Here is a 5000-nt window from a genome sequence, read left to right as displayed (position 1 = left end):
TAATTACATTTGGCCAGCTCTTATTTTGAAAGATAATACACAAAAACTAATTACGAATGGAATTGCTGATTATTTCATTAATAGTTCTTTAGGACGAGATTGGTCACACATTATGGTTGCAAGTACAATCGCAACGGTGCCGCTCTTAATCGTATTTTTAATTCTACAAAAATGGTTCTTATCTGGTGTTACTGATCCAGGAATAAAGGGGTAATTAAATAGTAAAGGAGATATGTGGGATGAAAAAACTATTCATGCTTCTAACAGTTTTAACATTGTTTGTTAGTGCACTTGCGGGTTGTTCAGGTGGAAAAGGAAGTACGGTTAAAGCGAGTAAAGAAGGGGAGAAGGTTGTTGTTCCACTCATTAATGGAGTAGGGGGCTCTCTTGCAGATCGTGTAGATAAGATTGTGGAAGAATACAATAAAAGTCAGGACAAATATGTAGTGAAAACGACAAAAGCGGGTAGCTACGATGAGTCATATCAAAAGCTACAAAGTGGATTTGCAGCGAATAACCAAGAAGCAATTGCATTACTAGGTTCTGATGTCATTCAAGAATATGCTAAAAAACAGTTAATCGTACCTATAGATGAATATGTTAAAAATGATACTAATTTCAAAAAGGGGGATTATGGAAAAGGATTTATGGAGCAAGCAACAATTGACGAGAAGTTATATGGCATTCCGTTTTACGGTACAACGCAAATTTTTTATTACAATAAAAAAGCATTGGCGGAGAATGGCTTTACAAAAGAGGATTTAAAGACGTGGGAAGGTGTAGAAAAGGTAGCAAAAACAGTCGCAAAACGTGGTGAAAACGGAAATGTTTCATATGCTGGCTGGATGCCAATGTGGGGGACGTCAAACTTAATTGATGCAGTTCGCAGTGCTGGCGGTAATGTATTAAGTGAAGATGGTAAAAAAGTATTAATTAACGATGATACTTGGGTTACGGTATGGGAGGAATTCCGCACATGGCTTCATGAAGATAAAATTATGAAAATACATTCAGGTGGTACTGGATGGGAATATTGGGATAAAACAGTAATTGATTTAGTAGAAGGCAGAACATTAGGGTTTACAGGATCATCTGGTGACCAAGGATTTGTTTTCAAATCATTAGGTAAAGGAATGACGGAAGAAGAACGTCTTAACACGTTTGACGCATTGCCACAACCAGCTTGGGGTAATAATAAACCAGCGCCAAAATTAGAAACATATTTATTCACATTAACGAGAAATATTGATCCAGAAGTAGCGAAAGGTGCATATGACTTTATGAAATTTGCGACAAGTACGGAGAAAACGGCTGAATGGTCAATGGCAACAGGCTATATTCCTGTTCGTAACAATGTAACAGAGTACGGTCCATATGCTGAATTTGTTAAAAAACAACCACAAGCATTAGTTCCGTTAGAACAAGCCAACAATAATGGAGTGGGACCATTTGTAGATCCAACGGGCGGAAAAATCAATGACGCTTTAAATGTAGCAAAAGATAAAGTAGAGATTGAAGGGGTTCCAGCAAAGAAAGCATTAGATGAAGCAGCTAAAGTTGCGCAAGAAGAGTTAGATAAAGTTTTGAAAAAGAAGAAGTAAACCTGTTTGTAGTACGAACGTGAGGTGCTTTTGAACGAAGGAAGTGCCTCTAAAATTCACTTGAAAAGGTGTGAGAACTATGATCGAAATAACAAGTACGATAACACTCTCTCCATTCGTAAAAAATAAACACTGTTTCCAAATGGATGAAACTGATATTACAAACTTTACATTAACAATTGATCAAGGGGATAGCCGAAAAATTCCGCTTTTACTAATCTTAAGAGATCCTAACGGTTATGTACGTATACAATATCAAACTCCAATTGTAAATGAAAAACTAGTCGTTTCGAAAGATTCAAAGTTTTGTTCTGCTGGTTGTATTGGAGGAGACATACAGTCAGGTAATTGGGAATTAGAAGTCGTATATATCCCTCATTGTGCAAAGAAAGTAGTGAAATTTACTGGGGAAAAAGTTGACTATACAGTAAATATAGAAGTGAATGATCAGTTGGAGCGAAAGTATAATAGAGAGCATTTTTGTAAGGGCAATGTTTTTATCGATGAAGACCGTTTTAATAAGGTAGTAAATGAAGAACATCGCTGGTACAAAGGGGATTTTCATGAACATACAGATTTAACAGATGGCGAGATAGATGATGAACTTGGAATGGGAGTATGTGAAAAACAAGAATTAGATTTTTTATATGCGACGGAGCACAATATTGTTATGCCATCATATCAAAAAGGAAACACATTAATTATACCATCTATGGAACTTACAACTCCTTATGGTCATTACAACATATTTGGTATAAGAGAATTCATTGATTTTACAGAGTATATAGATGAATCATTTAGCGCTGAAAAAATGAATGCACTATTTTCACTCATGAAAGAAAAAGGCTATTTATTGAGTGTGAATCATCCATTTATGAAGCCTTGGGCGAACCAAGTTAATATTAATTTAGAAAATGTTCATACGATGGAAATTATGTGTGATCCAACTTATAAAAAAAGTAAATCATCTACTTTAGAAGCTTTACGTTGTTTCGATCAAATGTGGTCAAATGGTCTTAAAATCTGGGGAATAGGAGGAAGTGACTCTCATTTACATCCGTCTAAAACATTCCCAGGATCAAAAGACCCATCCATTTACGGTGATCCAGGAACATATGTATTATGTAACGGTTTATCAATTAAAAACTTGAAATTTGCGATCAAAAACGGAAGAATTTATTTCTCTCGATTTAGAAAACTAGCGATAGATATTCAAAACGAAGGTGAAACGATTGCTGTCGGCGATGAGGCTAAAGGAAATATTGTTTATAACGTTCAAACAGATAAACCGTGTGAGTGGAGACTACTTATAAATGGAAGAACGATTGAAAAAGAATACGGCAGCGATGCAACTTTTGCATTCTCTTTAAATGAAGGGGCGTACGCTAGAGTTGAGGGATGGGAAGAGGACGAATTAGTAGCGTTTATTAATCCTATTCATAATAAAGTTCAGATTAAAAATATAAAAACATGGAATGAAGTTATAGGGGGAATAAAAGGTGAATAAAGCGATTATTTTTGATAAAGATGGAACATTAATACAGTTAGATTCAGTTTGGTACAAAATTGTGCATCGTGTGTTAGATGATATATTTCAAACGTATCCAAATGAAAAAAGTAAACGAGATGACTACTTAACGATTATTGGTATGAATGATAACGATTTTGAGAGTACGAGTTTACTAGCTTGTCGCACAAATTACTTTATTGCGGCTGCATGGTATTCGTTGCTAGAAAATCAACATGTGAATAAAGAGGGTTTTATTCAAAATGTATGTCTTCTATTCAAAAAGTACTCTACTGCAGATGATCTTGTATTTACAGAAGTGGAAGGTGCAAAGGAAACGTTACGATATTTAAAAGACAATGAATATATTATTGGGGTTGTTACGGCAGACGATGTTGATGCAGCTATTCATTCTCTGAAAATGACTGAGTTATATGATTATGTAGATTTTTTAGGTGCAGATGATGGTGTGAATAGAACAAAACCTGAAAGTGACTTTTATCATATGTTTAAAGAAAAATTTTCACTAACTGAAGAAGATGTGCTTATGGTAGGTGATACATTAACAGACGTTACATTTGCAAGAAATAGTAACATTAAAGTAGTGGGCGTCTTATCGGGTGCGAGCAGGAAGGAAGATTTAGAAGGAAAAGCGGATTATATTTTAAACAGTATGAAGGATATTTCGAAGATTTTATAATTCATGTCATCATAATTTTTAACAATATCTATAAATATAGCTCGAATTCTAGGAGGATATTATGGCTCAACTATCATTCAAAAACATTTACAAAAAATATGATCATGATGTGACAATCGTAAAAGATTTTAACCTAGAAGTAAATGATGGAGAATTTATCGTTTTGGTTGGCCCTTCAGGGTGTGGGAAATCTACAACATTACGTATGATTGCAGGACTTGAGGAGATTTCAGAGGGCGACTTTTATATTGATGGAAAGCGTGTAAATGATGTTACACCGAAAGATAGAGATATTGCAATGGTATTTCAAAACTATGCGCTTTATCCGCATATGAGTGTGTATGAAAACATGGCGTTTGGATTAAAACTACGAAAATATAGTAAAGAAGAAATTGACCAGCGTGTGCAACATGCAGCAAAAATTCTTGGACTTGAGCAGTATTTAAGCCGAAAGCCAAAAGCACTTTCAGGTGGGCAACGTCAGCGTGTTGCCTTAGGCCGAGCGATTGTTCGAAATGCAAAAGTATTTTTAATGGACGAGCCTTTATCAAACTTAGATGCGAAGTTGCGTGTTCAAATGCGTGCTGAGATTACAAAATTACACAAGCAGCTGCAAACGACATCTGTATATGTCACGCATGATCAAATTGAAGCTATGACGATGGCGACGCGCTTAGTTGTACTAAAAGATGGGATTATACAGCAAGTCGGTACACCGAAAGAAGTGTATGATAATCCAGAGAATGTATTTGTCGGCGGATTCATTGGCTCTCCTGGAATGAATTTTTTCAAAGGAGTATTAACAGATAATGCAGTTATGATTGATAAGTGGAAAATTGAAGTGCCAGAAGAGAAGATGAAAGGCTTGCGAAATAAGGGCTATACGAATAAAGAAATCATAATAGGAATACGTCCAGAAGACTTTTATTATGGAAAAGAAATCGAGGATTTACCATATAACACAAAAGTAATGGTATGTATTGATGTAGCAGAATTAATGGGGGCAGAAACATATCTATATTCTAACATTAATGGCCAATCCTTTGTTGCACGTGTGGACACATCTTTAGATGTGCAAAGTCAATCTAATATAGATCTAGGTTTAAACATGGACAAAGTGCATTACTTTGATTCAGAAACTGAGAAACGAATTGTTTTTTAGATAATAATTAATATGATTATACCTTTAGAA

Annotated in this window: 4 protein-coding genes and 1 pseudogene; all 5 read left to right on the top strand. The window is 35.2% G+C overall.

Going from position 1 to position 5000, the window contains the following annotated elements; translation table 11 throughout:
- Positions 1-214: pseudogene (locus AB3X49_RS17625) on the top strand (carbohydrate ABC transporter permease); the annotation flags it as partial.
- Between the two features lie 25 nt (positions 215-239).
- Entirely contained in the window at positions 240-1601 is a 1362-nt protein-coding gene (locus AB3X49_RS17620; RefSeq protein ID WP_367963709.1) for an extracellular solute-binding protein, read from the top strand.
- Between the two features lie 79 nt (positions 1602-1680).
- Positions 1681-3108, top strand: coding sequence for a CehA/McbA family metallohydrolase (locus AB3X49_RS17615; protein WP_002165549.1), 1428 nt, complete (start codon positions 1681-1683; stop codon positions 3106-3108).
- Complete coding sequence (locus AB3X49_RS17610; RefSeq protein WP_002110510.1) at positions 3101-3808, top strand: HAD family hydrolase; 708 nt, start codon at positions 3101-3103, stop codon at positions 3806-3808. The genes AB3X49_RS17615 and AB3X49_RS17610 overlap by 8 nt, the downstream gene beginning before the upstream one ends.
- A 61-nt stretch (positions 3809-3869) precedes the next feature.
- Positions 3870-4970, top strand: coding sequence for an ABC transporter ATP-binding protein (locus AB3X49_RS17605; protein WP_002165550.1), 1101 nt, complete (start codon positions 3870-3872; stop codon positions 4968-4970).
- The last annotated feature ends 30 nt before the right edge of the window (positions 4971-5000 follow it).

Origin of the sequence: Bacillus sp. C30, assembly GCF_040838255.1 — a bacterium.
In the GTDB taxonomy this organism is placed as follows: Bacteria; Bacillota; Bacilli; order Bacillales; family Bacillaceae_G; genus Bacillus_A; species Bacillus_A mycoides.
The sequence above is the reverse complement of the archived record's forward strand: the minus strand, read 5'-3'. Positions and strand labels throughout refer to the sequence as shown.